The sequence below is a fragment of the Bacillus cereus group sp. BfR-BA-01350 genome (assembly GCF_022663775.1).
GTDB lineage: Bacteria > Bacillota > Bacilli > Bacillales > Bacillaceae_G > Bacillus_A > Bacillus_A paranthracis.
In genome coordinates this window covers 158870-183848 of the sequence record NZ_JAKUGD010000005.1, presented here as the reverse complement: position 1 = coordinate 183848, position 24979 = coordinate 158870, and the positions used below count along the sequence as shown (strand labels likewise).

The following is a 24979-nucleotide window of genomic DNA, read 5'->3' as shown; positions in this document are numbered from 1 at the left end:
AACCAATCATCCAATAACCGATCACACTGTTACTTTTTACCGATGACCAATAATGGTAAAAGCGGTCGATGACCAATACTGAAAAATTATTTTTCTTCTATGAAAAGGGTGTACCAAATTAATTTGGTACACCCTTTTATATTATTGTTACTTCTATTCTGAACGAGCTGTTTTCGTTTTTAGTTGTTATCCAGCTCCAGCAGCTAGAATGGTCGGTGGCTTCGCGTCTTCCTGCGAGGCAAAAGGCGCCTCTACGTCAGAAGCTCCATCCTCCTCCCATTCTGAACGAGCCGCGTCCGCTTTTAGATTGGCCTCACTAATTCAAATTGTTCTCCTAGTTTTGCGTAGTTGTGTCCTGCTAGGCGGCTTACTGGTTTTAGTCCTTCTGCATGAATGCGCCCATTTTCGTATAGGTGTTCTGCGACGTGGAAACGAACGACGCGTCCAATTAGTAGATCGCAAGCTGGTGAGTCTTCTGTTCCGCCAAGGGGGATTGCGCGTTCTAGTACGCACTCCATTCGGATGTTTGCTTCTTTTACACCTGGAACGGAGATGACATCACTTTCAATTGGTGTTAATTTTGCCAGTTCAATTTCACTTTCATTTGGCGGGAGATTTGCTGCTGTTTCGTTAATTGCCGCTACATATGATTCATCAGAGATATGTACGACAAATTCCCCTTTTTCAATTGCGTTTCGAGAAGTGTCTTTTCTTTCTCCAGCTTTTCGTTGTACAGAAACTGAGATAAGTGGCGGATTAGCAGCAACAATATTGAAATAACTATATGGTGCTCCATTTAATACGCCGTCTTTTGTTACAGAAGTAACGAATGCGACAGGGCGTGGAATAATACTTCCTGTAAGTAATTTGTAATTCTCTTTTTCTGTTTGTTCATTTGGATTAATGGATAACATGCTTGAAATCCCCTTTCTAAATATGACGACTTATTGTTTGTTTACAAGATGTTAGTGGAAAACTCCTGCTGAAAATAATATTTTTATTACATAAAAAGAACTTACTTCAATAATAATGAAGTAAGTTCCATCTAAACAATCTCGAATTCAAGGTAAAAATTATAGTAAAACGTATGCGCCAGGCCCGATTAAAGCTACACCGATCGCAACAGCGATTAACATTAAGTTGTATTCATATCCGTTTTGGGTTACCCAGTAACCATTTTTCCCATGAACAGTGAAGATTGCCATTAACATTGTTCCAACGATAAATAATGAACCAATTGCAGTGAAAATACCTGATGCGAATAAGAAACCACCTAATAATTCAGTTGCACCAGCCATAAATGCCATGAATACACCAGGGCGTAAACCGATTGATTCCATCCAGCCGCCTGTTCCTTTTAAACCATAACCGCCGAACCAACCAAATAATTTTTGAGCACCATGACCCATGAATGTAATACCTATAATAAGACGAATAATAAGAAGACCGAAATCCATCATTTTTGAAAACCTCCTAAAAGTTATTAACTTACCTTACGTAAGTAATAATAAAATAGTTACTTACTTTAGTCAAGTGGATTTCGAAAAAAGTTTGAAATTAATTTTACAAATTAGCGACAAAAAATAAAATGTAGTAAAGACCTCTAGACAAGTTGAGTAAAAAAAGAGAAAATATAAGTAGAAGTTAACTTCTTATTGTTATTCAGACAATCAGAATTGACTGGAATTTTGTGAGACGCTACAATAAGAGTCTAGTAGCAATGACGTAATTTATTTCGAAAGCGTTTTTACAGTATAATATTCGAAGTATGAAGTCTTACGTTTATTCTGATCTTTAATAGAGATTGCCCTATAAACTTTTAGGTAAATTATAAGGAGGACTATCCTATGTTTAAAAAATTATTCGGTCTTGGTTCAAAAACAAATGAAGAAACAATTGTAGCTCCATTAACTGGAGCAGTGAAAAATATTGAAGAAGTACCAGATCCAGTATTCGCTGGTCGTATGATGGGTGACGGTGTCGCAATCGATCCTACTGAAGGTGTAGTTGTATCTCCAGTTGATGGTGAAATCGTACAATTATTCCACACGAAGCATGCGATTGGAATTAAAGCGAAAAACGGTACAGAAATTTTAATCCACGTTGGATTAGAAACTGTAAAAATGGAAGGTGAAGGTTTCGAAGCTCACGTTTCTGAAGGACAAGCTGTAAAAGCTGGAGATAAATTAATCTCATTCGATTTAGAATTAATTCGTGAAAAAGCGAAAAGCACAATTACTCCAATCGTTATTACAAACACAGATGCAGCTGAGTCTATTAAGACAACTGTAGGTGTAACTGCTACAAAAGGTTCAACAGAAGTAATGAAAGTTACAATGAAATAATTATTACATGAAGGGAGTCCGTTTCGTATGAAATGGATTCCTTATTTTGTTTTGTAGTCTGTTCTTTATGTATGGTAAAATACTTTGGGCACTTGGAAATAGGGTTTCACATATATGTGGATAAGGCGCATTTTTCTTAGAAAAAATATAAGAGAAATGCGCCTTTCGTATATTCACATTTCTTTTTTTCTATTGTAATGTACGCTATGATAAAAGGTAGGAAATAGAGAAAAGGGGTGGGTTTAGATGAAACGAGTATTATTTGTTTGCACTGGAAATACATGCCGTAGCCCGATGGCCGAGGCGTTACTTCGTCATCATGGGGAAGGTAAGTTTGAAGTGCAATCTGCTGGTGTTTTTGCCTATCCTGGAAGTGATGCATCGGTACATGCAAAGGAAGCTTTAGCTGAAAAGGGAATTGCAATCGATCATACCGCACAGCAGATAAACGAAACTTTGATTGATTGGGCAGATATTATAGTAACAATGACGGAAAACCATAGACAAATTGTACTTGGGCATTATCCGAGTGTTGAAAAGAAAGTAGATACGTTATATGGAGTAACTGAGGGGATAAGTAAGGATATTTCAGACCCATTTGGCGGATCGCTTTCTATTTATAAAGAAACGTTAGAAGAGATGGAAAAACTTGTACAAACTTTACTGAAAAAACATTCAGAAGGTTGATGTTTCGTGTATAATACGATATTGGAGATCACTTCGTTCCATTACAGGAGCGAATGAGAAATGAAGATAATGGATTGAAACTTTGGAGGGGTAAAAATGAAAGTAGTAATAGCATCTGATCACGGCGGTATGAATATCCGTAAAGAACTTGTAAGTTTATTAGAAGAGTTAAATATTGAATATATTGATTTAGGTTGTGAATGTGAAGCTGGTTCTGTTGATTACCCTGATTTTGCGTTTCCAGCAGCGGAAATGGTAGCAAATGGCGAAGTAGACCGTGGTATTTTAGTTTGTGGGACAGGCATCGGTATGTCAATTGCTGCAAACAAAGTAAATGGTATTCGTTGTGCGTTAGTTCATGATACTTTCAGTGCGAGAGCAACGAGAGAGCATAACGATACAAACATGTTAGCAATGGGCGAGCGTGTAATTGGTGCTGGCCTAGCACGCGACATCGCAAAAATTTGGTTAACAACTGAATTTGAAGGCGGCCGTCACGAAAACCGCGTAGGAAAAATTAAAACATACGAAGCAAAGTAATAGATTCTAACTAGAAGCAGTAGGAAATATAATTTGGTGAACCAACCTGTGAAAGGAAGAGGCGTAATGACAGAAATCGTAAAGGTAAGAGAACAGCTACAAATTTCGCTTTCTGATTTCCAAGAACAAGCTTCATTACAAAGTGGTCAAATTTTTGTAGTGGGGTGTAGTACGAGCGAAGTGCTAGGAGAAAGAATTGGGACATCAGGAACGATGGAAGTAGCAGAGGCGATTTTTTCTGAGTTAAAACAATTTCAAGAACAAACAGGTATTGAGTTGGCGTTTCAATGTTGTGAGCATTTAAACCGTGCTTTAGTAGTTGAGAAAGAGTTGGCGATGAAATATCAATTTGAAATTGTAACAGTTACGCCTGTTAGATCAGCAGGTGGCGCATTAGCAACATATGCTTATCACAATTTGAAAGATCCGGTAGTAATTGAGTTTATTAAAGCAGATGCGGGAATGGATATTGGTGATACATTTATCGGTATGCATTTAAAGCACGTAGCTGTTCCGGTTCGTACTAGTGTGAAGGAAATTGGAAGTGCACATGTAACGATGGCAACAACACGTGGAAAGCTAATTGGTGGAGCACGTGCTGTTTATGCGGCGAAGGAAGAGACTATCACTTGCCGTTAAAGTTATGAATAAGGTATGTTGTCTGACTTTATTATAGAAGAAAGAAAAGACCGATTTTCGGTCTTTTTTTTCTTTTATGATATAGAAAGTCATGTTAGAATGTAGTTGAAAACATGAAGGTTCGAAAGAATTACAACCTGAATTTTCGTTTTTTCTGAATAAATAAGAAAAAACTGTTGGGAATCGATGTAATTCGTTCAGAAAAGGGGGATTTTGGTGGATCATTTAAAACGTCAAGATGAAAAGGTATTTGCTGCAATTGAGGCAGAACTAGGAAGACAGCGTTCGAAGATTGAGTTAATTGCTTCGGAAAATTTCGTAAGTGAAGCGGTAATGGAGGCGCAAGGTTCTGTTTTAACGAATAAGTATGCTGAAGGATATCCTGGGAAACGTTACTATGGTGGTTGTGAACACGTAGACGTAGTAGAAGATATCGCACGTGATCGCGTAAAAGAAATTTTCGGCGCAGAGCATGTAAATGTTCAACCGCATTCTGGTGCACAAGCGAACATGGCAGTATACTTCACGATTTTAGAGCAAGGCGATACAGTACTTGGTATGAATTTATCTCATGGTGGTCACTTAACACACGGAAGCCCTGTTAACTTCAGTGGAGTACAATATAATTTCGTAGAATATGGCGTGGATGCTGAATCTCACCGTATTAATTACGATGATGTATTAGCAAAAGCGAAAGAACATAAACCAAAATTAATCGTTGCAGGTGCAAGTGCATACCCTCGTGTTATCGATTTCAAACGATTCCGTGAGATCGCAGATGAAGTGGGCGCATACTTAATGGTTGATATGGCACATATCGCTGGTTTAGTAGCTGCTGGTTTACATCCAAACCCAGTACCACATGCACATTTCGTTACAACGACAACACATAAAACGTTACGTGGCCCACGTGGTGGTATGATTTTATGTGAAGAACAATTTGCAAAACAAATTGATAAATCAATCTTCCCTGGTATTCAAGGTGGTCCACTGATGCACGTAATTGCTGCAAAAGCTGTTGCGTTTGGTGAGGCACTTCAAGATGATTTCAAAACATATGCACAAAATATCATTAACAATGCGAACCGCTTAGCTGAAGGTCTTCAAAAAGAAGGACTTACACTTGTTTCTGGTGGAACAGACAATCACTTAATCTTAATTGATGTTCGTAACTTAGAAATCACAGGTAAAGTAGCAGAGCATGTATTAGATGAAGTTGGTATTACAGTGAACAAAAATACAATTCCATTTGAAACAGCAAGCCCATTTGTAACAAGTGGTGTACGTATCGGTACAGCAGCTGTAACATCTCGTGGTTTCGGTTTAGAAGACATGGATGAAATTGCTTCACTTATTGCTTACACATTAAAAAATCATGAAAATGAAGCTGCATTAGAAGAAGCACGTAAGCGTGTAGAAGCGTTAACGAGCAAATTCCCAATGTACACAGATCTATAATAGATTGAAGAAGACTGCTGAAACGTAATTGTTTTGGCAGTCTTTTTTGTGGACATATATTGTTCTTTAAGTATGTATACAAATGATGAATAAATTTTGGCGATATAATGAAGGATACAGCTCCCATAATTGGTAAAGATACTAGATAGATTCATCGGAAAATCATGATTTTGCCAAATTTGCCCTTGAATATTAGTAGCGTTTTCTTTACAATCGTAAATAGTGTAAAAAAGCGTGCAAACGCATGAATATCATCTAAAGGAGAGATTCACATGGGAAAACTGTATGTATTTGATCACCCGTTAATTCAACATAAGATTACATATATTCGCGACAAGAATACAGGTACGAAAGATTTTCGTGAATTAGTGGACGAAGTAGCAAGCTTAATGGCTTTTGAAATTACTCGCGATCTTCCACTTAAAGACATTGAAATTGAGACACCTGTAAGCAAAGCGACAACAAAAGTGATCGCTGGTAAAAAACTTGGTTTAATTCCGATTTTACGTGCAGGTTTAGGAATGGTTGATGGAATTCTGAAATTAATTCCAGCAGCAAAAGTAGGACACGTTGGTTTATACCGCGACCCTAAAACATTGCAACCGGTAGAATACTATGTGAAACTTCCAACGGATGTAGAAGAGCGTGACTTTATCGTACTAGATCCGATGCTAGCAACAGGTGGTTCTGCAGCTGAAGCAATTAACTCTCTGAAAAAGCGCGGTGCAAAACAAATTAAATTAATGTGTATCGTTGCAGCTCCAGAAGGAGTAAAAGTAGTACAAGAAGAACATCCTGATGTTGATATTTATGTAGCAGCATTAGATGAGAAATTAAATGACCACGGATATGTAGTACCAGGTCTTGGTGATGCTGGTGACCGTTTATTCGGAACGAAGTAAGACAACTGACGAGAGGGGAATCCCCTCTCGTTTTTTTGTGTCTCGCTAAAGTAGGGGAGGGGATAAATATACATAGTATATACAACATAAGTTGCATACGCATCACATATAATATAGAAGTCTTACGTCTAAAGAGCACTATATTATGGAAGGAAAGCGTTATATCGTAAAAATATAATGGTGACAAACTTGTGAACATTTCCTTCTATTATAAAGAGAAAACTGTTAGAAATTGCATATCTCTAACCAGTATTTAGAAGGGGAACGTTTTCATTTTTGGGAGGAAATGACTAATACTCAAATTTTTTGATTTTTTACGATTTCTCGTTGACACTGTTAATACCCTATTGTATGCTAACAACGGGGATAGATGGTAGGGCTTTCAGTGACAAAAATACATCTATTCCGTGACGAAAATGTAAACTTTTTATTTTGTATAGGATTTATGCAAAAAAATGAGTTATTATTAACACATCGTGAATGAGGGTTACATATTGGAGGGATGAATCCTTGCAAAAAAACGATCGCAGCCATATAAAAGCTTATGCTTTAATGTCAGGTATTCTTGCTCAGTTAGTCGGTTCTATTCTTGTTGGAATCTTTGGTGGGCAGTGGATTGATAATAAGGTTGGAACGTTTCCGTTGTTTCTTATAATAGGGTTATTACTCGGGTTAGGAACAGGGGTATACGCAATGATTCGACTCATTCGACATTACTATTCGGGAGAGCAATGATGATAGACGTACATGGACTTGTCCAAAGACAAAAGAAATATATGTACTACTTGCTTGCGCTTCTAGTGCTAGGATGGGGATTCACCTCTTACAAGGATGTATTTCTTGGACTGATTATCGGAACGATTTTCAGTTTTCTTAGTTTGCGCATCATTGCACGTAGAACAGACAAGCTGTTGGATCGCGTAACAAATGGAGAAAACGTAAAGTTTAAGGCGACAGCAGTAAGTACATATTCAAGATTCGCTACGATTGGATTATTGATTTTATTTGCAGCCAAATATCAAGAGTTAATTGCGATGTGGGGCTTAGGTGTAGGATTGCTGACAGGATACCTTGTCATGATCATAGATTTTCTTTATTTAGAGTATAAGAGCAGGGAAGAGAGGTGAATTACTAGTGGAACACGGTAAATTAGTTGAATTTCTAGGTTTAACGTTCGATTTGTCATCAGTTATGATGGTTACTGTAGCAGCAGTTATTGTTTTCTTAATCGCTGTTATTGGAACTCGAAGCTTAGCTCTTCGCCCAACAGGAATGCAAAATTTCTTTGAGTGGGTTCTGGACTTCGTGAGAGGAATTATTAATAGCACAATGGATTGGAAAACAGGTGGGCGCTTTTTAACGCTGGGCGTTACGCTTATTATGTTTATCTTCGTATCAAATATGCTCGGTTTACCATTCATGTACTCAGCAACTGAGGCTGGTGAACATATTGCATGGTGGAGATCACCAACGTCTGATCCAGCAGTTACATTAACATTAGCCGTGATGGTAGTTACCCTCACCCATTACTATGGAATTAAGATGAAGGGTACGAAAGAATACATTAAAGGTTATTTCCAACCTATGAAATTTTTATTCCCATTAAAGGTTATTGAGGAATTTGCTAACACATTAACGTTAGGTCTTCGTTTATTCGGTAACATTTATGCAGGTGAGATTCTATTAGGATTACTTGCTAAATTAGGAGGAGCATCATTCCTTGGTGCATTAGGTGCGCTTGTACCGATGTTAGCATGGATGGGATTCAGTGTATTCGTTGGTTCAATCCAAGCATTTATTTTCGTAATGTTAACGATGGTTTATATGGCTCATAAAGTAAGCCATGACCATTAATATAATCTTAAGTAAGAAAAAATTTATTTTTTTATAATACAAAGGAGGACAAATTAAATGAGTTTAGGTGTAATCGCAGCTGCAATTGCAATTGGTTTATCAGCATTAGGTGCAGGTATTGGTAACGGTCTTATCGTATCACGTACAATCGAAGGTGTTGCTCGTCAACCAGAATTAAAAGGCGCACTTCAAACAATTATGTTCATCGGGGTTGCATTAGTTGAGGCACTTCCAATTATCGGTGTAGTTATTGCATTCATCGTAATGAACAAATAAGGGAGACTCCCCTTACATAGATGGCGAAGAGTGTTTTTCCGAACTTTCTTCGCCATTGCTTTATGAACAAAATATATGTCTTTTTTTTTCATATAGTCAATTTAGAAATCTCGAAGGGAGTGAATCCTTGTGCCAACTTTATTATTAGGAGCTGCCATTCCATTTGGAACGATTGCTTATACACTATTTGTGTTCTTAGTTTTATTAGTAATGCTACGCAAATTCGCGTGGGGTCCTTTAATGGGAATTATGAAAGAACGTGAAGAGCACGTTGCTAATGAAATCGACGCTGCAGAAAAGAATAATGCTGAAGCGAAGAAATTAGTAGAAGAACAACGTGAGATGTTAAAACAATCACGTGTTGAAGCACAAGAGTTAATCGAAAGAGCGAAAAAGCAAGCTGATGATCAAAAAGATGCGATTGTTGCTGCTGCGAAAGAAGAAGCAGAATCAATTAAAGCATCTGCTGTACAAGAAATTCAACGCGAAAAAGAGCAAGCAATTGCTGCTTTACAAGAACAAGTTGCTTCTTTATCTGTTCAAATTGCTTCTAAAGTAATTGAAAAAGAATTAAAAGAAGAAGATCAAGTGAAGTTAATTCGCGATTATATTAAAGAAGTAGGAGAAGCGCGATGAGCAATGGAATTGTAGCAAAACGTTATGCTGTCGCTCTTTTTAAAATTGCAAAAGAAAAACACGTATTAGAAATGTTTGAAGAGGAATTACGCCTTGTACAAAACGTTTATGAAAAGAACGGAGAACTACATAGCTTTTTAACGCAACCGAACATTTCAAAGGAACAAAAGAAGACGTTTCTTGCAAACGTATTCGGATCTGTTTCTGAATCTATTTTAAATACGTTATATATTTTAATTGATAACAAGCGCATTGATATCTTACCTGAAATTGCAGATGAATATGTTGTTCTTGCTAATGAAGAACGTAACGTAGCGGATGCAACTGTATATTCTACTCGTCTTCTATCAGAAGAAGAGAAGCTTAACATTGCAGAAGCATTTGCAAAGAGAACAGGAAAAGATGCAATTCGCGTAAAAAATGTTGTAGATGAAGATTTACTAGGCGGCATTAAAGTACGCATTGGAAATCGCATTTATGACGGAAGTTTACAAGGAAAATTAGCACGTATTCAGCGTGAATTAATGAAGAATAGATAGGGGTGAAGCACATGAGCATCAGAGCTGAAGAAATTAGCGCACTGATAAAGCAACAAATCGAGAACTATCAGTCTGAAATCGAAGTTAGTGATGTTGGTACAGTTATCCAAGTTGGTGACGGTATCGCGCGTGCTCATGGTCTTGATAACGTTATGGCTGGTGAACTTGTAGAGTTCTCTAACGGCGTTATGGGACTAGCACAAAATTTAGAGGAAAATAACGTAGGTATTATCATTTTAGGACCTTACACAGAAATCCGTGAAGGTGACGAAGTTCGTCGTACTGGTCGCATCATGCAAGTACCAGTAGGGAAAGAACTAATTGGTCGTGTTGTAAACCCATTAGGTCAACCAGTTGATGGTTTAGGCCCAATCAATACAACAAACACTCGTCCAATCGAAAGTCCAGCACCAGGTGTAATGGATCGTAAATCTGTTCATGAGCCACTTCAAACAGGTATTAAAGCGATTGACGCTCTTGTACCAATTGGCCGTGGTCAACGTGAGTTAATTATCGGTGACCGTCAAACAGGTAAAACAGCAGTTGCGCTTGATACAATCATTAACCAAAAAGATGAAGATATGATTTGTATTTACGTAGCTATCGGACAAAAAGAATCAACTGTACGTAACGTAGTAGAAACACTACGTAAGCATGGTGCATTAGAGTACACAATCGTTGTAACTGCATCTGCTTCTCAACCAGCTCCATTATTATACCTAGCTCCTTACGCTGGTGTAACAATGGGTGAAGAGTTCATGTACAATGGTAAACACGTATTAGTAGTATATGATGACTTATCAAAACAAGCAGCAGCTTACCGTGAGCTGTCATTACTATTACGTCGTCCTCCAGGTCGTGAAGCTTACCCAGGGGATGTATTCTACTTACATTCTCGCTTATTAGAGCGTGCAGCAAAATTAAGTGATGCAAAAGGCGGCGGTTCTTTAACTGCACTACCTTTCATCGAAACACAAGCAGGGGACGTATCAGCTTACATCCCAACAAACGTAATCTCAATTACGGATGGACAAATCTTCTTACAATCTGACCTATTCTTCTCTGGCGTACGTCCAGCGATCGATGCGGGTACTTCTGTATCTCGTGTAGGTGGATCTGCTCAGATTAAAGCAATGAGTAAAGTATCAGGTACACTTCGTCTTGACCTTGCATCTTACCGTGAGTTAGAAGCGTTCGCTCAGTTCGGTTCTGACTTAGATAAAGCAACTCAAGCGAAACTAAACCGTGGTGCTCGTACTGTTGAGGTATTAAAACAAGGATTACACAAACCGTTACGTGTAGAGAAACAAGTTATCATTCTTTACGCTTTAACACGTGGATTCCTAGATGATATCCCAGTAGTAGATATCACTCGTTTCGAAGAAGAATTCCATGCTTGGTTAGATTCTAATGCGACTGACTTATTAGAAGAAATCCGCACAACTAAGAAACTTGCGGATGACGACAAATTTGCAGCAGCAATTAACGGATTTAAAAAAGTATTCGTAGCTTCTGAGTAATAAAAAGTGAAGCCGACTGTTTAGCCCCATCGGCTAAGGTTCTTTCCCACAGAAGGTGATTTTTACCTTCTCGTGGGGAAGGTTCTTAGACGAAAGGGGCTAGGAGGCGGAACTAGATTAATAAAAGCGGAAGCGGCTCGTCCTGAACGTGAGGGGGAAGAAGTGAAGCCACCGAGCATTCAAGCCGCTGGAGCTAGATAATATATAAGGCATCTCAATTTCTGAGATTGCTGACGGTTATGTAAAGGAAAAGAGTAGGTGCACCTATTCTTTTCCTTCAATCATGAGCAAGAATATCTTGCAACGTAGATTAGGAAGAGGATTCTTACTAATCGTGCCAACTTCCGGAAAAAAGGTGGTGAAAACCTGTGGCATCTTTACGCGATATAAAAGCGAAGATTAACTCGACAAAGAAAACGAGTCAAATTACGAAAGCGATGGAGATGGTATCTGCATCTAAGTTAAACCGTGCAGAGCAAAATGCTAAATCTTTCGTTCCGTATATGGAAAAGATTCAAGAAGTAGTAGCGAGCATTGCGCAAGGAAGTAAAGGAATTAATCATCCAATGCTAAATGCGCGTCCTGTAAAGCGTACAGGATACATCGTTATTACATCTGATCGCGGACTAGCAGGTGGTTATAACAGTAACGTATTACGTACAGTAAGTAACGTAATTCGTGAACGTCATAATATGGATTCAAACCAATATTCAATTATTGTGCTTGGACGACTAGGACGTGATTATTTAAAACGTCGCGGCTTTAACATCATTGATGAAGTAGTTGGATTATCTGACCACCCATCATTTACTGATATTAAAGACCTTGCTTCTCGAGCAATTGCGATGTTCGCAGATGGTGCTTATGATGAGCTGTATATTTACTACAACCATTACGTAAGTAAAATTTCACAAGAAGTAACGGAAAATAAAATTTTACCGCTTACTGATGTGGCGTCTGATAAACCGACGACAGCTTATGAATTCGAACCTTCTGAAGAAGAAATTTTAAAAGTACTATTGCCACAATACGCAGAAAGCTTAGTGTACGGTGCATTACTAGACGGTAAAGCAAGTGAGCACGCAGCGCGTATGACAGCAATGAAGAGTGCTACAGACAACGCAATGGAAGTTATCGATTCACTTACACTTTCATTCAACCGTGCGCGTCAAGCAGCGATTACGCAAGAAATTACGGAAATCGTTGGTGGAGCAGCAGCGTTAGAATAGTAATAAAAAGCGTAGGCGGTTCGTTCAGAATGAGAGGGGGATGGAGCTTTTGACGTAGAGGCGATTTGTGCCTCGGAGGAAAAAGCGAAGCCACCGAACATTCTAACCGCCGGAGCTAGATTCAATAAAAAGTGGAAGCGGCTCGTCCAGAACAGGAGGGTATTGGAGCTCCTGACAAAGAGTCGCGTAAGCTATAAACTAATAAAAAATGAAAAGCTAACTGCTCGTAGAAAGTTGGCTAATTAAAAGAAAGCTAGGAGGGAACCCGATGAATAAAGGGCGCGTTACGCAAATCATGGGTCCGGTTGTAGACGTTAAGTTTGATGGCGGAAAGCTACCAGAAATCTACAACGCCCTTACGGTAAAACAGAGCAACGAAAACGGAACAAGCATTAACTTAACATTTGAAGTTGCACTTCATTTAGGTGATGACACAGTTCGTACAGTTGCAATGTCTTCCACAGATGGACTTGTTCGTGGCACAGAAGTAGAAGATACTGGTAAAGCAATTTCTGTACCAGTTGGTGATGCAACACTTGGTCGTGTATTTAACGTATTAGGTGATGCAATTGACTTAGATGGTGAGGTTCCTGCGGATGTACGTCGTGATCCAATTCACCGTCAAGCACCTGCATTCGAAGAATTATCTACTAAAGTAGAAATTCTTGAAACTGGTATTAAAGTAGTAGACTTACTTGCTCCTTACATTAAGGGTGGTAAGATCGGTCTATTCGGTGGTGCCGGTGTAGGTAAAACGGTATTAATTCAGGAATTAATCAACAACATCGCACAAGAACACGGTGGTATCTCTGTATTCGCTGGTGTAGGTGAGCGTACTCGTGAGGGTAATGACTTATACCACGAAATGAGCGATTCTGGCGTAATTAAGAAAACTGCGATGGTATTCGGACAAATGAACGAGCCACCTGGAGCACGTCAACGTGTTGCATTAACAGGTTTAACAATGGCTGAGCATTTCCGTGATGAGCAAGGACAAGACGTTCTTCTGTTCATCGATAACATCTTCCGTTTCACGCAAGCGGGTTCTGAAGTATCTGCCCTTCTTGGTCGTATGCCATCTGCGGTAGGTTACCAACCAACACTTGCAACAGAAATGGGTCAATTACAAGAGCGTATTACATCTACAAATAAAGGGTCTATCACGTCTATCCAAGCGGTATATGTACCAGCCGATGACTATACTGACCCAGCACCAGCTACAACGTTCGCTCACTTAGATGCAACAACAAACTTAGAGCGTCGTTTAACACAAATGGGTATTTACCCAGCCGTAGATCCATTAGCATCTACATCTCGTGCACTTTCTCCAGAAATCGTAGGAGAAGAGCATTATGAAGTGGCTCGTCAAGTACAGCAAACTTTACAACGTTACAAAGAGCTTCAAGATATCATCGCTATCTTAGGTATGGATGAGTTATCTGAAGAAGATAAGTTAGTTGTACATCGTGCTCGTCGTATTCAATTCTTCTTATCTCAAAACTTCCACGTAGCGGAGCAGTTTACAGGTCAAAAAGGTTCTTACGTACCTGTAAAAGAAACAGTTCGTGGTTTCAAAGAAATTCTAGAAGGAAAATATGATGACCTTCCAGAAGATGCATTCCGCTTAGTTGGTGGCATTGAAGAAGTTATTGAAAACGCGAAGAAAATGATGGCGTAAGGCCTTAGGAGGGACGAAGTATGAAGACATTTCCAGTCAGTATTGTAACTCCTGATGGACCGGTTTACGAAAAAGAAGTAGAAATGGTAAGTGTAAAAGCAGAGAGTGGGGAAATGGGGATTTTACCAGGTCACATTCCAACTGTTGCACCATTAAAAATTAGTGCAGTTCGTCTGAAACATGGTGGACACACTGATTATGTAGCAGTAAGTGGTGGTTTTATCGAAGTTCGTCCAGATAAAGTAACTGTATTATCATCATCTGCTGAAGAAGCAAACCATATCGATATCCATCGTGCAAATGAAGCGAAGCGTCGTGCTGAGCAACGTCTGCAAGATAAACAAGCACATGTTGACTTTAAACGTGCAGAAATGGCATTACAACGCGCTGTGAACCGTTTAAACGTTTCCGATATGAAATAAAAAAATCCGTAAAGGCAAAGCCTTTACGGATTTTTTTTATGTAGTTAATGGATAATTTTACAAAAATGGTATAATTATATTGGTGCTCGTATAAGTAGAGAATGTACAACAATTTATAAAGGGGATGAATAAATGATCGGTGAAATGAAGCGAGAAGCATTGCACTCTTTAAAAGGAAAATGGGGACTAGGTGTTGGATCAACGATTTTATATCATATTATAAGTTACGTCGTTTCAATGGCTGTAATGCTTATCCTATCAATTCCAGCAGTTATAATAGTTCTTTTATTGTCTATTTCAACTGGTTCCATTGAAGAAGACGCGATGGCAATTGGAGCTGCTATTACGTTTGGGCTTTTTTACTGCCTTATGATAATTTTAAGTTATGCGGCTTATGGCATTACCTCGTACGGTTATACGAATTTGTTTCTACAAATAAGCAAACGAGAAGATGCTAGAGTAGATTATTTATTTGAAGGATTTCGTGGTTTTAAAAGAATGATGAAAACGATGTGGGCTATGCTTGCGATTTTGTTATATACAGGTACATGGGTTCCGATGCTAGGAACGATTGTATTTGGGCTATTAGGTTTTCTTGATGAGAATGCAAATCCATCACTTATAATTGTTTTCTTTATTTTATTAGCTATTTCGTTTATTGTAATGGCTATTTTGTATTTTTCATATTCGATGACATATTATGTGATGGTTGAAAAAACAGAATATAGTGTTTCGCAGGCAATGAAAGAAAGTAAGAATCTGATGAAGGGGCACAAATTAGATCTATTTCTTTTATGGCTAAGCTTTATAGGGTGGGCCATTTTAGCGATTTTTACACTCGGAATAGGATTTCTATGGCTTAGTCCGTACGTGAGTACAACGACAGCGCATTTTTATCGCTACATTTCAAAGGGTGAATTGCAGTAGGAGTATGCTATACTAATAGAATTATTGTGTATAGGAGGCGAGGCTAAACATGATTAGTGATTTAAAGGGAGAAGCACTGGATTCATTAGAAGGGAAATGGGGCTTAGCTGTCGGGGCAACATTACTGATTTCGATTCTTCTTACGACCTTTAGTTTTAGTATTGAGTGGGTATTTTCTTCAATTTTTGATTGGAAAGAAACGAAAAATTCAATTTCAATAAATATCATTACATTTTTTGTTACTGGGCCTTTAACTTTAGGTGGATATTATCTTGCTTTAAATATCCTTCGTGAAAAGCAAGCTAGTATCGGTAATGTGTTCATTTGGTTTTCAGAGGGAAAGAGATTTTTAAAGTCATTTTTATTATATTTATTAGTAAATTTTTATCTTTTCTTATGGACGTTACTGTTCATTATCCCAGGCATTATTAAATCATTTTCTTATGCGATGACGTACTTTATAATAAATGACCACCCTGAGTATTCTATAAATCAAGCGATTACAGAAAGTCGTCGTATGATGGATGGGCATAAGATGGAGTATTTCATTTTATGTTTAAGCTTTATTGGTTGGTTTATATTAAGTTGTATTACACTCGGGATTGGATTCTTATGGTTAATTCCATATTTTTATACGACGTCAGCAGCTTTTTATGAAGAGATTGCAGAGGAATATTACGAGAAAAAAATTCCGATATTATAAAGTGAGTCGGACACTCTGCGTCGATGAATAGCTTTGTAGTCCGCAAATAGCATGATAAAAACACCTAGTATGAGTTATTGGTTCATACTAGGTGTTTTTTGTAGAAATTTTATAAATTGCTGACTAGTAAGTGGTTTACTGAAATAGTAACCTTGCATATATTTACAGTTGTTCTTTTGTAGAAACTTAAGTTGTTTTTCTGTTTCAATTCCTTCAGCAACGACAGAAAGGTTTAAAGTATTTGCAAGGGAAAGGATAGTGGAAACGATGGCTCTCTCTTCAGGTCGATGATCAGCTAGTTGTGTAAATTCTCTCGGTACTTTTAATGTATCGATAGGGAAAATAGATAAATAAGCGAGAGAAGAATAGCCGGTACCGAAGTCATCAATGGACGTTTGAATACCATATTCCTTTAATTGTTTTAGTCTTGATAATGTTTCTTTTTCATCGATCATCGCAATTCGTTCTGTTAATTCAAGTGTTACATACTTTGGATCGACTTTAACATCTGTTAGTATTTGTGAAATGTTCTCGATTAAATGATCTTGCTGGAATTCTTTTGCTGATAAGTTAACACTTATGTTTAAATCTTTGTAACCGAAGGAATGCCAAATTGTTAACTGACGACAAGATTCCTGTAATACCCAATGTCCAAGTGGGATGACCTGTGGAGTTTCTTCTACAATTGGAATAAACTCACACGGTGGAATATCGCCTAATAGTGGATGTTTCCAACGTAGTAATGCTTCAGCGCCAATAATCTTTTTCGTTGTAATATCAATTTGCGGTTGATATACGAGATAGAACTCTTTATTCACTAAAGCAAGTGGCAAATCTTTTTCAATTCGAGCTTTTCGTTCCATTTTTTTGTACAGTTCTTTCGTGTATAGAGAGCTACCGTTTTTGCCCCTATTTTTTGCTTCATACATGGCCATATCGGCATGTTGTAGAATCGACAATGGATCTTCACCTGCTTCAGGATATATGGCAATCCCGATGCTTGGTGAGATTTGTAAATGTTGATTTTCAATTTCAAATGGTTCATTCATAGCTTCTACAATCGTATCAGCCATTTTTTTTACATCTGGTCTTTTATTATAATTCTCAATAAGGATTGTGAACTCATCCCCAGCTAGACGGGCGAGCTTCATATTTGGTGTCGCCATTCCTTCGAGTCTTTTTGCTACTGCAATTAATAAAAGGTCGCCTACCCTATGACCGAGGGTATCATTAATAACTTTAAAGCGGTCTAAATCTAGAAACATAACAGCAAAAGGTTTTTTTGATATTTTGGATCGAGCAATTGCTTGTTCTACATATTGGTGGAATGCACGTCGGTTTGCAAGCTCTGTTAAAGTATCACGATATGCTAGAAAATTAATTTGTTCTTGTTGTTGCTTGCTTTCCGTAATATCTTTAATCATTAAATAAACTCCCGAAATATGATCCTTTAAAAAGATAGGAACAGCTGTCACATGCAAGTAGTAAATATCTCTATTTTTATGATATGCCCGTATTTCTAAAGAAATAGAATGCCCTTTTTTTACGCGATGAAAGGTGTTAATAATTTCTTCTAAATCTTCTTCGTATATGAGTGAGTAGTAAGGTTGATTTAATAATTCGTTTGTTTGATAGCCGAGTAAAGTTGTACCGGCATTATTCACTTTGAGAAAGTTACCATACAAATCTAATGTGAAGATTGGATCTGGATGATGCTCGTATAAAGATTTAAACATTTGTTGGTTATGATACAGTTCATTTTTTTGTTCTACTAAATCTTCTGTACGCAGTTCAATTTGTTTTTCGAGTTCTGAGTTGAATTGCATTTGGGCTAATAATAATATTTTATTTTGTTTTCGAACTAAACTATGGCGTATGAGAACGAAGGAGAAAGTTATCATAAGCCCAATTACTATAATAGGCGCAAAAACATATTCGACTAATATGAAAACAATAAGCATTACGACAGAAATATAAGGTAATGATAATCTGATCGCTTCCCCAAATTTAGGTGTTAATAGCACTTGTTCTTGTTTTTCAGGTTCTTTTGTATGGATAATACATGCGATTGCTACTAGTACTAAAGTTACTTGATAAAGAGGAGTAACTGTAAACATAGAATACTCGGGTATGAAGTATTTGATATAAGCATAAATCGCATCTGTAGTAGCATATAAAAGTAAAGCACTGCCAAGAAGTGCGCCAACCTTTTTGGATAATAAAGATAAAGGCTTGAATAACAGATTAATTCCTATGAGGAAAAAGAGTAAATCGGTCATTGGATAAGTAAGTTGAACAAATATGTCGATATAGGATGTTGAAGAAATGTGAATGGTTCTTTCAATAAGTAAGTAGTAACTTAAAGTGAATTGTGCTGTAACAATAATACAAATATCACATATCATAAAAAGCTTTTCTAATAAATCTCGGTTATAAATGATTTCATATAGAAAGGCGAATGCAAAGCTAATTAAAAAAAGTAAATAAAAAAAGTCGGACGGATCAACGAATGTATAGTAGTCCTTTAAAATTAAACGTTGATAGGCAACGACGATATCTCCAATGAAATAAGAGAGGGTTCCAACGTATAATATCGCCCAAAATAAACGAGGTAACCCTTCTTTCATATTTGAAAAATAAAGTATATAACTACAAGCGATAATATCAATGAATAAAGTACTCATTCCAATTAATATTTGAAAGGGAAATGAGTATTCATATAGAAAAGGCATTGCCACGTAATGAATTACTATAGATAGCAATGTAATGCTTATAAGAATACTTACATGTGTTTGTTTTTTCATCTATCTCACCCACGGTATATACATATAAATTCCTCTTTTGTATTTTTTATAGTTTCTTAAAAAACATATATAACCTATATACTTATTTTGCGCAAGTATAGCAAGTTATAAAAACAGATTTTAATAATTCTCGTTTCTGTCCCCAACATATCGACATAGGAATTTGAAGTTTGCTATAATGATTAAAATAGTTGCATTATTTAGAAAAATTTAAAAATAATAATTACTGCAACTAGGACATATTGTTTACTAAGTGAACTTGTTCTTAATTTAGGGGGGAGGGTTTCACAATGGCAAGTGTATATGAAAATAGTTATATGATCGTTTTGATTTTCTTGCTATTAGGTATATTGCTGCCGGTAGTGGCTCTTACATTAGGAAGGATGCTGCGCCCAAATAAACCAAGTGCAGCGAAAGCGACGACGTATGAGAGCGGGATTGAGCCTTTTCATGATGCGAATATTCGGTTTCATGCTCGTTATTATATTTTTGCTTTATTGTTTGTCATCTTTGATGTAGAAACTTTATTTTTATATCCGTGGGCTGTTGCATATGACAACCTCGGTTTATTTGCACTTATTGAAATGCTCATCTTTGTTGTAATGTTGCTAGTTGGATTAGCGTATGCTTGGAAAAAGAAGGTGTTACAATGGTTATAAATTTTGAGGAATTACATCCAAATGAGCGAGCGGAATTAGAACGAAATATCTTTTTTTCTACATTGGAACAGTTGAAAGGATGGGCGCGAAGTAATTCTTTATGGCCGATGACATTCGGACTGGCATGCTGTGCAATTGAAATGATGGGAGTAGGTTCATCACATTATGATTTAGATCGATTTGGGTCATTTTTTCGGACTTCACCAAGGCAATCGGACGTTATGATTGTGTCGGGAACGGTAACGAAGAAGATGGCTCCTATTGTTCGGCGCTTATATGACCAAATGCCTGAACCGAAATGGGTTATTGCAATGGGATCTTGTGCGACAGCAGGTGGTCCATATGTAAATTCGTACGCTGTTGTGAAAGGTGTAGATCAAATTGTGCCAGTTGACGTGTATATCCCTGGTTGCCCACCAAACCCTGCAGCTTTAATTTATGGAATTAATAAATTAAAAGAAAAAATTCGTTACGAAGCAAAGACTGGAAAGCAGGTGACGAATAAATGAGTGATCCTAACAAAGACTTAGAGGATTTAAAAAGAGAAGCGGCTAGGCGTGCGAAAGAAGAGGCGAGAAAGCGTCTCGTTGCGAAACATGGTGTGGAAATAAGTAAACTTGAGGAAGAAAATCGCGAAAAAGAGAAAGCGCTACCAAAAAATGACGATATGACTATAGAAGAAGCAAAACGACGTGCAGCCGTGGCGGCAAAAGCAAAAGCGGCGGCGTTAGCAAAGCAAAAAAGAGAAGGAACAGAAGAAGTGACGGAAGAGGAAAAGGCAAAAGCAAAGGCGAAGGCAGCCGCAGCCGCAAAAGCAAAAGCAGCGGCGTTAGCGAAGCAGAAAAGAGAAGGAACAGAAGAAGTGACGGAAGAGGAAAAGGCAAAGGCGAAGGCAGCCGCAGCCGCAAAAACAAAAGCAGCGGCGTTAGCGAAGCAGAAAAGAGAAGGAATAGAAGAAGTGACGGAAGAGGAAAGGGCCAAAGCGAAGGCGAAGGCAGCCGCGGCCGCAAAAGCGAAAGCAGCGGCGTTAGCGAAGCAGAAAAGAGAAGGGAAAGAAGAGGTAACGGAAGAAGAAAAGGCCGAAGCGAAGGCGAAGGCAGCCGCGGCCGCAAAAGCAAAAGCAGCGGCGTTAGCGAAGCAGAAAGCATCGCAAGGTAATGGGGATTCGGGGGATGAAAAGGCGAAGGCAATTGCAGCAGCGAAGGCAAAAGCGGCAGCGGCTGCAAGGGCGAAGATGAAGGGTACTGAAGGTAAGAAGGAAGAGGAAGTGAAGCAGGAAGAGCCATCCGTGAATGAGCCGTATTTAAATCAGTATGTTGAAGTTATTAAGGAAAAGATAGGAGAGGATATATTAGTAGATTCCTACATTAATAAACTGTCAAAAGATGTACCAACTCTTGTGGTGGAACCCGCAAAATATTATGAAGTAATGGAGTTACTGCGATTCCATGAGGGACTTGCATTTGATTATATGTCAGAGCTACATGCGACGGATTTTATGACACATATGGAAGTGTATGTTCATTTATTTTCATATGGAAAGAAACAGTCAGTAGCGGTGAAGGTGAAGCTGGATAGGGAAGCGCCGCAAGTGGAATCGGTGACAGCGCTTTGGAAAGGGGCAGATTGGCCAGAGCGGGAAGCGTATGATTTGCTTGGTATTGTATTTAAGGGGCATCCGAATTTATCACGTATTTTAATGCCTGATGATTGGGTAGGGCACCCGCTTAGGAAAGATTATGAACCGTATGATGTGGAGGTGTAGCTAAATGATCCGTACGGAAGAAATGCTTTTGAATGTAGGTCCTCAGCATCCGAGTACGCACGGTGTGTTCAGGCTCGTTATTAAAATTGACGGGGAAATTATTAAAGAAGCTACACCGGTTATTGGATATTTGCATCGCGGGACCGAAAAGATTGCAGAGAGCTTACAGTATACGCAAATTATCCCTTATACAGATCGGATGGATTATTTATCGGCTATGACGAATAATTACGTCATTTGCCATGCTGTAGAGACGATGATGGGGCTTGAAATCCCGGAGCGTGCCGAATACTTGCGAGTACTTGCAATGGAGCTTGGAAGGATTGCGAGCCACCTCGTTTGGTGGGGGACAAATCTTCTTGATATAGGAGCGGTTAGCCCGTTTTTGTACGCGTTTCGTGAACGAGAGATGATTATAAATTTATTAAACGAATTATGCGGTGCACGGCTTACTTTTAACTATATGAGAGTCGGCGGTGTAAAGTGGGATGCACCGGATGGTTGGATTGAAAAAGTGGAAGAATTTGTTCCGTATATGAGAGAACAATTGGCAGGGTATCATGATCTTGTTAGCGGCAATGAGATTTTCTTAAATCGTGTAAAAGGCGTTGGTATATATAGCGCGGAGGAAGCGATTTCGTATTCTTTAAGCGGAGCGAATTTGCGGTGCACCGGAGTAAACTGGGATCTTCGCAAAGATGAGCCGTACTCCATTTACGACCGTTTTGATTTCGATATTCCTGTTGGAGGCGTGGGGGATGCTTGGGATCGCTACGTTTGCCGCATGAAGGAAATTGAGGAGTCTTTAAAGATTGTTGAGCAAGCAGTCCAGCAGTTCCCGAAAGAAGGAGCAGTACTTGCGAAAGTACCGAAGATTATTAAGGCTCCTAAAGGGGAAGCATTCGTCCGTATAGAGTCGCCGCGAGGAGAGATTGGTTGCTATATTGCTAGTGACGGAAAGAAAGAGCCGTACCGCTTGAAGTTTCGCAGGCCGTCTTTTTACAATTTGCAAATTTTACCGAAGTTATTGAAAGGTGAAAACATCGCCAATTTAATTACGATTTTAGGTGGAGTGGATATTGTACTTGGGGAGGTTGATGGCTAATGATTGAAACGCTCTTACAATCACCTTCTAGCTGGACGAATTTCTTCATTTTTTTCGGATTAGCGGTGCTCCTATTATTTGCAGTCCTTGGTTTCGTTACATATGGTATTTTGGCAGAACGGAAAGTGATGGGTTTTATGCAAGGACGAATTGGGCCAAACCAAGTCGGAGGCCGGTTCGGTTTGCTACAAACGGTAGCTGATGTTTTAAAACTACTACTAAAAGAAGATAGTATTCCGAAAGCGGCAGATAAACCGTTGTTTATATTAGCGCCTGTTATTGCATTCGCGCCAGCATTTATGGTGCTTGCAGTCATCCCATTTACTGATAAATTTCAGTTCGCGGATATTGGCGTAGGTTTACTGTATTACATTGCTGTTTCTGGCATTACGACGATTGGCGTCGTAACGGGAGGATGGGCATCGAATAATAAATATTCCCTTTTAGGAGGGATGCGTGCAGCGGCGCAAATGATTTCTTATGAAATTCCGCTCGTAATGAGTGTAATCGGGATCGTTTTGTTAGCTGGTAGCTTAAATTTAAATGAAATCGTAGCAGCGCAGGAGAATGTTTGGTACATTTTCGTGCAACCAATCGGTTTCGTCGTGTTCTTAATCGCAGCGGTAGCAGAGTTAAATAGGACGCCGTTTGATTTACCAGAAGCAGAATCGGAACTTGTTTCTGGATATCATACGGAATACTCAGGGTTTCGCTGGGCGTTTTTCATGCTTTCAGAGTACGTATATTTTTTCGGGATGGCATCGTTAATTACAGTGCTCTTTTTAGGCGGATGGAATCCAGTTATGTTCCTTGGATTTATCCCAGGTGCCGTATGGTTTGCTTTAAAGTTTAGCAGTGTAGTTTTTCTATTAATTTGGTTCCGCGTTACGTTTCCGCGTATAAGAGGTGATCAGTTAATGGAGTTTGGCTGGAAAGTATTATTGCCAATTGCACTTGCAAATATTTTCTTAACGGCATTGATTAAGGAGTTATTCTTCTAATCTATGAGGGGGGTGCCAGTAAGAGATGAAAGGTCTATTTAAAGGACTAAAATATACATTAAGCAATTTGAGTAAAAAGAAAGTGACGTATGATTATCCGAATCAACCGTTGCCATTGCCAGACCGGTTTCGAGGGATTCAAAAGTTTTATCCAGAAAAGTGTATCGTTTGTAACCAGTGCTCCAATATTTGTCCGACAGACTGTATTCAGTTAACGGGGAAAAAACATCCGGATCCTACGAAAAAAGGAAAAATTATCGACACGTACGATATTAATTTTGAAATTTGTATTCTTTGTGATTTATGTACAGAAGTTTGTCCGACAGAGGCGATCGTTATGACAAATAACTTTGAACTCGCGGAATATTCACGGGATGACTTATTTAAAAATTTGCAGTGGCTTGATGAAAACGACGAAAACGTCAGAAAGGAGAATAAAGCATGAATGGCGAGTTTATAGCATTCTTTATACTATCCTTGTCTGCAATTATCGGCGGCGTTCTTATGTTGAATTTAACGAAAGTCATGCATATGATGCTAGCTCTCGTTCTAACATTTCTCAGCATTGCGGGTTTGTACTTTCTTTTATCAGCTGAATTTATAGGCGTTGCACAAATTTTACTTTACTCTGGTGCGATCACAATTATTATGATTTTTGGCATTATGTTAACGAAACATAACGCAGAAAATGAATCACGTCTTACTCTTCGAAAATGGATTATCTTCTTTGCGGTTGTAGCATTTGGGGCAGTTATGTATTTCGCTGTTAACAATATTGATTTTGCAAATGAAAGCGCACAAGGAAGTTTACCTCTCCATGAAAAAAACACACTTCAAATCGGTACACTTCTCTATTCAAAATATATTATTCCATTTGAGTTAACCTCAGTTATTTTACTTGTAGCACTTGTTGGCGCAATTATTCTTGCGAAGAAAGATGAGAAAGAGGAGGATTCCAATGAGTAGCGTACCTGCTTCTGCATATTTAACGCTTGCGATTATTTTGTTTTGCATCGGTTTGTTTGGAGCTTTAACGAAGCGAAATACGGTGATTGTATTAGTTTGTATTGAATTAATGCTTAACGCAGCCAATTTAAACTTAGTAGCGTTTAGTAAATTAGGTTTGTTTCCAAATGTAACAGGGCAAATTTTCTCTCTGTTTACGATGGCCGTAGCAGCAGCGGAAGCGGCGGTAGGACTCGCCATTTTAATTGCTTTATATCGTAATCGTACGACAGTTCATGTAGATGAAATGGATACGCTCAAAGGATAACATTGTGACCGAAAAGG

Annotated in this window: 31 protein-coding genes; 28 read left to right on the top strand and 3 right to left on the bottom strand. The window is 38.4% G+C overall.

The window, feature by feature from the left end:
* Window positions 1-302: 302 nt before the first annotated feature.
* Together MR147_RS13880 and MR147_RS13875 are read right to left on the bottom strand one after the other, a co-directional pair.
* Complete coding sequence (locus MR147_RS13880) at window positions 303-914, bottom strand: flavin reductase family protein (protein WP_000949068.1); 612 nt, start codon at window positions 912-914, stop codon at window positions 303-305.
* A 159-nt stretch (window positions 915-1073) separates the two neighbouring features.
* Window positions 1074-1460 carry a DoxX family protein gene (locus MR147_RS13875; RefSeq protein ID WP_000968618.1) on the bottom strand — a complete coding sequence of 129 codons (387 nt, stop codon included), beginning with the start codon at window positions 1458-1460 and terminating at the stop codon, window positions 1074-1076.
* Window positions 1461-1847: 387 nt separating this feature from the next.
* On the opposite strand from MR147_RS13875, the gene MR147_RS13870 reads away from it, so the two are divergent.
* The 20 genes from MR147_RS13870 (at window position 1848) to MR147_RS13780 (ending at window position 16355) form a co-directional block, all read left to right on the top strand.
* On the top strand, window positions 1848-2345 hold the full coding sequence (locus tag MR147_RS13870) for a PTS sugar transporter subunit IIA (RefSeq protein ID WP_000473666.1): 498 nt from the start codon (window positions 1848-1850) through the stop codon (window positions 2343-2345).
* Window positions 2346-2591: 246 nt separating this feature from the next.
* Window positions 2592-3032: a low molecular weight protein arginine phosphatase gene (locus MR147_RS13865; protein WP_000832358.1), complete on the top strand. Its 441-nt coding sequence runs from the start codon at window positions 2592-2594 to the stop codon at window positions 3030-3032.
* 96 nt (window positions 3033-3128) lie between these two features.
* Entirely contained in the window at window positions 3129-3572 is a 444-nt protein-coding gene (gene rpiB / locus MR147_RS13860) for a ribose 5-phosphate isomerase B (protein ID WP_000869544.1), read from the top strand.
* Between the two features lie 66 nt (window positions 3573-3638).
* A complete protein-coding gene (locus tag MR147_RS13855) occupies window positions 3639-4211 on the top strand; it encodes a TIGR01440 family protein (RefSeq protein WP_000136362.1) in 573 nt (190 codons plus the stop codon).
* 216 nt (window positions 4212-4427) lie between these two features.
* A complete protein-coding gene (glyA, locus tag MR147_RS13850; protein ID WP_000349816.1) occupies window positions 4428-5669 on the top strand; it encodes a serine hydroxymethyltransferase in 1242 nt (413 codons plus the stop codon).
* Window positions 5670-5941: 272 nt separating this feature from the next.
* Complete coding sequence (gene upp / locus MR147_RS13845; RefSeq protein WP_000517539.1) at window positions 5942-6571, top strand: uracil phosphoribosyltransferase; 630 nt, start codon at window positions 5942-5944, stop codon at window positions 6569-6571.
* Between the two features lie 370 nt (window positions 6572-6941).
* A complete protein-coding gene (locus MR147_RS13840) occupies window positions 6942-7055 on the top strand; it encodes a DUF4024 domain-containing protein (protein ID WP_000232961.1) in 114 nt (37 codons plus the stop codon).
* 26 nt (window positions 7056-7081) lie between these two features.
* Window positions 7082-7306: an AtpZ/AtpI family protein gene (locus MR147_RS13835; RefSeq protein ID WP_001171223.1), complete on the top strand. Its 225-nt coding sequence runs from the start codon at window positions 7082-7084 to the stop codon at window positions 7304-7306.
* Window positions 7306-7698: an ATP synthase subunit I gene (locus tag MR147_RS13830; RefSeq protein WP_000567600.1), complete on the top strand. Its 393-nt coding sequence runs from the start codon at window positions 7306-7308 to the stop codon at window positions 7696-7698. The genes MR147_RS13835 and MR147_RS13830 overlap by 1 nt, the downstream gene beginning before the upstream one ends.
* Before the next feature lie 7 nt (window positions 7699-7705).
* A complete protein-coding gene (atpB, locus tag MR147_RS13825) occupies window positions 7706-8425 on the top strand; it encodes a F0F1 ATP synthase subunit A (RefSeq protein WP_000399869.1) in 720 nt (239 codons plus the stop codon).
* Between the two features lie 57 nt (window positions 8426-8482).
* On the top strand, window positions 8483-8701 hold the full coding sequence (atpE, locus tag MR147_RS13820) for a F0F1 ATP synthase subunit C (RefSeq protein ID WP_000052064.1): 219 nt from the start codon (window positions 8483-8485) through the stop codon (window positions 8699-8701).
* A 129-nt stretch (window positions 8702-8830) separates the two neighbouring features.
* Window positions 8831-9337 carry a F0F1 ATP synthase subunit B gene (gene atpF, locus MR147_RS13815; RefSeq protein ID WP_101167422.1) on the top strand — a complete coding sequence of 169 codons (507 nt, stop codon included), beginning with the start codon at window positions 8831-8833 and terminating at the stop codon, window positions 9335-9337.
* Window positions 9334-9876 (top strand): F0F1 ATP synthase subunit delta, encoded by a 543-nt coding sequence (gene atpH / locus MR147_RS13810; RefSeq protein ID WP_072190926.1) that lies wholly within the window; start codon window positions 9334-9336, stop codon window positions 9874-9876. The genes atpF and atpH overlap by 4 nt, the downstream gene beginning before the upstream one ends.
* An 11-nt stretch (window positions 9877-9887) precedes the next feature.
* Window positions 9888-11396: a F0F1 ATP synthase subunit alpha gene (atpA, locus tag MR147_RS13805; RefSeq protein ID WP_000027518.1), complete on the top strand. Its 1509-nt coding sequence runs from the start codon at window positions 9888-9890 to the stop codon at window positions 11394-11396.
* Window positions 11397-11468: 72 nt separating this feature from the next.
* Window positions 11469-11597 carry a hypothetical protein gene (locus MR147_RS27050; protein WP_270795457.1) on the top strand — a complete coding sequence of 43 codons (129 nt, stop codon included), beginning with the start codon at window positions 11469-11471 and terminating at the stop codon, window positions 11595-11597.
* A gap of 167 nt (window positions 11598-11764) precedes the next feature.
* Window positions 11765-12625 (top strand): F0F1 ATP synthase subunit gamma, encoded by an 861-nt coding sequence (atpG, locus tag MR147_RS13800; RefSeq protein WP_000157696.1) that lies wholly within the window; start codon window positions 11765-11767, stop codon window positions 12623-12625.
* Window positions 12626-12893: 268 nt separating this feature from the next.
* Window positions 12894-14303: a F0F1 ATP synthase subunit beta gene (gene atpD, locus MR147_RS13795; RefSeq protein ID WP_001032600.1), complete on the top strand. Its 1410-nt coding sequence runs from the start codon at window positions 12894-12896 to the stop codon at window positions 14301-14303.
* 20 nt (window positions 14304-14323) lie between these two features.
* Window positions 14324-14725: a F0F1 ATP synthase subunit epsilon gene (atpC, locus tag MR147_RS13790; protein WP_074608098.1), complete on the top strand. Its 402-nt coding sequence runs from the start codon at window positions 14324-14326 to the stop codon at window positions 14723-14725.
* A gap of 132 nt (window positions 14726-14857) precedes the next feature.
* A complete protein-coding gene (locus MR147_RS13785; protein ID WP_242304418.1) occupies window positions 14858-15652 on the top strand; it encodes a DUF975 family protein in 795 nt (264 codons plus the stop codon).
* A 49-nt stretch (window positions 15653-15701) separates the two neighbouring features.
* Window positions 15702-16355 carry a DUF975 family protein gene (locus MR147_RS13780; RefSeq protein WP_242304416.1) on the top strand — a complete coding sequence of 218 codons (654 nt, stop codon included), beginning with the start codon at window positions 15702-15704 and terminating at the stop codon, window positions 16353-16355.
* 74 nt (window positions 16356-16429) lie between these two features.
* Here MR147_RS13780 and MR147_RS13775 read toward each other — a convergent pair whose 3' ends face one another.
* A complete protein-coding gene (locus tag MR147_RS13775; RefSeq protein ID WP_242304414.1) occupies window positions 16430-19159 on the bottom strand; it encodes a putative bifunctional diguanylate cyclase/phosphodiesterase in 2730 nt (909 codons plus the stop codon).
* A gap of 290 nt (window positions 19160-19449) precedes the next feature.
* Between MR147_RS13775 and nuoA the strand changes: the two genes are divergently transcribed.
* Genes nuoA through nuoK form a run of 8 tightly spaced genes read left to right on the top strand, consistent with a single transcriptional unit; the run spans window position 19450 to window position 24962 of the window.
* Window positions 19450-19818, top strand: a complete 369-nt coding sequence (gene nuoA, locus MR147_RS13770; RefSeq protein ID WP_000179275.1) for an NADH-quinone oxidoreductase subunit NuoA — start codon at window positions 19450-19452, stop codon at window positions 19816-19818.
* A complete protein-coding gene (nuoB, locus tag MR147_RS13765) occupies window positions 19809-20327 on the top strand; it encodes an NADH-quinone oxidoreductase subunit NuoB (RefSeq protein ID WP_000236331.1) in 519 nt (172 codons plus the stop codon). Before nuoA ends, nuoB begins: the two co-directional genes overlap by 10 nt.
* Window positions 20324-21583, top strand: coding sequence for an NADH-quinone oxidoreductase subunit C (locus MR147_RS13760; RefSeq protein ID WP_242304412.1), 1260 nt, complete (start codon window positions 20324-20326; stop codon window positions 21581-21583). The genes nuoB and MR147_RS13760 overlap by 4 nt, the downstream gene beginning before the upstream one ends.
* A gap of 4 nt (window positions 21584-21587) precedes the next feature.
* The gene (gene nuoD, locus MR147_RS13755) at window positions 21588-22688 is read left to right on the top strand and encodes an NADH-quinone oxidoreductase subunit NuoD (protein ID WP_074608103.1); all 1101 of its coding nucleotides are present in this window, start codon (window positions 21588-21590) and stop codon (window positions 22686-22688) included.
* The gene (gene nuoH / locus MR147_RS13750; protein ID WP_000573430.1) at window positions 22688-23689 is read left to right on the top strand and encodes an NADH-quinone oxidoreductase subunit NuoH; all 1002 of its coding nucleotides are present in this window, start codon (window positions 22688-22690) and stop codon (window positions 23687-23689) included. Before nuoD ends, nuoH begins: the two co-directional genes overlap by 1 nt.
* Before the next feature lie 25 nt (window positions 23690-23714).
* Window positions 23715-24134 (top strand): NADH-quinone oxidoreductase subunit NuoI, encoded by a 420-nt coding sequence (gene nuoI / locus MR147_RS13745; protein WP_000677191.1) that lies wholly within the window; start codon window positions 23715-23717, stop codon window positions 24132-24134.
* Entirely contained in the window at window positions 24131-24655 is a 525-nt protein-coding gene (locus MR147_RS13740) for an NADH-quinone oxidoreductase subunit J (protein WP_001012801.1), read from the top strand. The genes nuoI and MR147_RS13740 overlap by 4 nt, the downstream gene beginning before the upstream one ends.
* A complete protein-coding gene (gene nuoK / locus MR147_RS13735; protein ID WP_000100082.1) occupies window positions 24648-24962 on the top strand; it encodes an NADH-quinone oxidoreductase subunit NuoK in 315 nt (104 codons plus the stop codon). Before MR147_RS13740 ends, nuoK begins: the two co-directional genes overlap by 8 nt.
* The last annotated feature ends 17 nt before the right edge of the window (window positions 24963-24979 follow it).

Excerpts from the sequence above, each read along its gene's own strand:
- MR147_RS13880 (WP_000949068.1), bottom strand. The coding sequence starts at position 914 with ATGTTATCCATTAATCCAAATGAACAAACAGAAAAAGAGAATTACAAA.
- MR147_RS13875 (WP_000968618.1), bottom strand. The coding sequence starts at position 1,460 with ATGATGGATTTCGGTCTTCTTATTATTCGTCTTATTATAGGTATTACA.
- MR147_RS13870 (WP_000473666.1), top strand. The coding sequence starts at position 1,848 with ATGTTTAAAAAATTATTCGGTCTTGGTTCAAAAACAAATGAAGAAACA.
- MR147_RS13865 (WP_000832358.1), top strand. The coding sequence starts at position 2,592 with ATGAAACGAGTATTATTTGTTTGCACTGGAAATACATGCCGTAGCCCG.
- rpiB (WP_000869544.1), top strand. The coding sequence starts at position 3,129 with ATGAAAGTAGTAATAGCATCTGATCACGGCGGTATGAATATCCGTAAA.
- MR147_RS13855 (WP_000136362.1), top strand. The coding sequence starts at position 3,639 with ATGACAGAAATCGTAAAGGTAAGAGAACAGCTACAAATTTCGCTTTCT.
- upp (WP_000517539.1), top strand. The coding sequence starts at position 5,942 with ATGGGAAAACTGTATGTATTTGATCACCCGTTAATTCAACATAAGATT.
- MR147_RS13840 (WP_000232961.1), top strand. The coding sequence starts at position 6,942 with ATGGTAGGGCTTTCAGTGACAAAAATACATCTATTCCGTGACGAAAAT.
- MR147_RS13830 (WP_000567600.1), top strand. The coding sequence starts at position 7,306 with ATGATAGACGTACATGGACTTGTCCAAAGACAAAAGAAATATATGTAC.
- atpE (WP_000052064.1), top strand. The coding sequence starts at position 8,483 with ATGAGTTTAGGTGTAATCGCAGCTGCAATTGCAATTGGTTTATCAGCA.
- atpH (WP_072190926.1), top strand. The coding sequence starts at position 9,334 with ATGAGCAATGGAATTGTAGCAAAACGTTATGCTGTCGCTCTTTTTAAA.
- atpA (WP_000027518.1), top strand. The coding sequence starts at position 9,888 with ATGAGCATCAGAGCTGAAGAAATTAGCGCACTGATAAAGCAACAAATC.
- atpD (WP_001032600.1), top strand. The coding sequence starts at position 12,894 with ATGAATAAAGGGCGCGTTACGCAAATCATGGGTCCGGTTGTAGACGTT.
- atpC (WP_074608098.1), top strand. The coding sequence starts at position 14,324 with ATGAAGACATTTCCAGTCAGTATTGTAACTCCTGATGGACCGGTTTAC.
- MR147_RS13785 (WP_242304418.1), top strand. The coding sequence starts at position 14,858 with ATGATCGGTGAAATGAAGCGAGAAGCATTGCACTCTTTAAAAGGAAAA.
- MR147_RS13780 (WP_242304416.1), top strand. The coding sequence starts at position 15,702 with ATGATTAGTGATTTAAAGGGAGAAGCACTGGATTCATTAGAAGGGAAA.
- MR147_RS13775 (WP_242304414.1), bottom strand. The coding sequence starts at position 19,159 with ATGAAAAAACAAACACATGTAAGTATTCTTATAAGCATTACATTGCTA.
- nuoA (WP_000179275.1), top strand. The coding sequence starts at position 19,450 with ATGGCAAGTGTATATGAAAATAGTTATATGATCGTTTTGATTTTCTTG.
- nuoB (WP_000236331.1), top strand. The coding sequence starts at position 19,809 with ATGGTTATAAATTTTGAGGAATTACATCCAAATGAGCGAGCGGAATTA.
- MR147_RS13760 (WP_242304412.1), top strand. The coding sequence starts at position 20,324 with ATGAGTGATCCTAACAAAGACTTAGAGGATTTAAAAAGAGAAGCGGCT.
- nuoD (WP_074608103.1), top strand. The coding sequence starts at position 21,588 with ATGATCCGTACGGAAGAAATGCTTTTGAATGTAGGTCCTCAGCATCCG.
- nuoH (WP_000573430.1), top strand. The coding sequence starts at position 22,688 with ATGATTGAAACGCTCTTACAATCACCTTCTAGCTGGACGAATTTCTTC.
- nuoI (WP_000677191.1), top strand. The coding sequence starts at position 23,715 with ATGAAAGGTCTATTTAAAGGACTAAAATATACATTAAGCAATTTGAGT.
- MR147_RS13740 (WP_001012801.1), top strand. The coding sequence starts at position 24,131 with ATGAATGGCGAGTTTATAGCATTCTTTATACTATCCTTGTCTGCAATT.
- nuoK (WP_000100082.1), top strand. The coding sequence starts at position 24,648 with ATGAGTAGCGTACCTGCTTCTGCATATTTAACGCTTGCGATTATTTTG.